General features: G+C 74.8%; 1 protein-coding gene. It reads left to right on the top strand.

The window, feature by feature from the left end:
* Positions 1–809, top strand: an 809-nt coding sequence (locus G7A99_RS22235) for an acyl-CoA dehydrogenase family protein (RefSeq protein ID WP_163144176.1), incomplete at both ends; no start/stop codon positions are given.

Raw genomic sequence — 809 nt, 5'->3', positions numbered from 1 at the left:
GCGCGGCACGACGGGCTCGCCGACTTCGCCTTCGCCATGCAGGGGCTCGGCACCGGTCCCATCTCGCTGTTCGGCACCCCGGAGCAGCGCGGGCGCTGGCTGCCGCCGGTGCGCGCCGGCGAGGCCGTCGCCGCGTTCGCCCTCTCCGAGCCGGAGGCGGGATCGGACGTCAGCGCCCTCGCCACCACGGCCCGGCGCGAGGGCGACGAGTACGTGCTCGACGGCACCAAGACGTGGATATCCAACGGCGGCATCGCCGACGTCTACACGGTGTTCGCCCGCACCGGCGAGGGTCCCGGTGCGAAGGGCCTCTCGGCGTTCGTCGTGCCCGCCGGTACCCCGGGCTTCTCGGTGCCCGGGCGTATCGAGCTGATGGCGCCGCACCCGCTCGGCACCCTGCGCTTCGAGGGCTGCCGCATCCCCGCCGCGAACCGGATCGGCGAGCCCGGCAAGGGCTTCCGCATCGCCATGGCCACTCTGGACGTGTTCCGGTCCACGGTGGGCGCGGCGGCCCTCGGCTTCGCCCGGCGCGCGCTGGACGAGGCCCTTGGCCACACCACCCGCCGCGAGCTCTTCGGCGCACCGCTCGCCGACATGCAGCTCACCCAGGCGAAGCTCGCGGACATGGCGCTGGACGTCGACGCCAGCGCGCTGCTGGTCTACCGCGCCGCCTGGGCGAAGGACTGCCACGCCGAGCGGGTCACCCGCGAGGCCTCGATGGCCAAGCTCCACGCCACCGAGCACGCCCAGCGGGTGATCGACGCGGCGGTGCAGATGCACGGCGGCCACGGCGTCACCTCCGGCGTGCC

It is taken from the genome of Arhodomonas sp. KWT, assembly GCF_010993615.1.
This window is presented reverse-complemented; position numbering and strand designations above follow the sequence as displayed.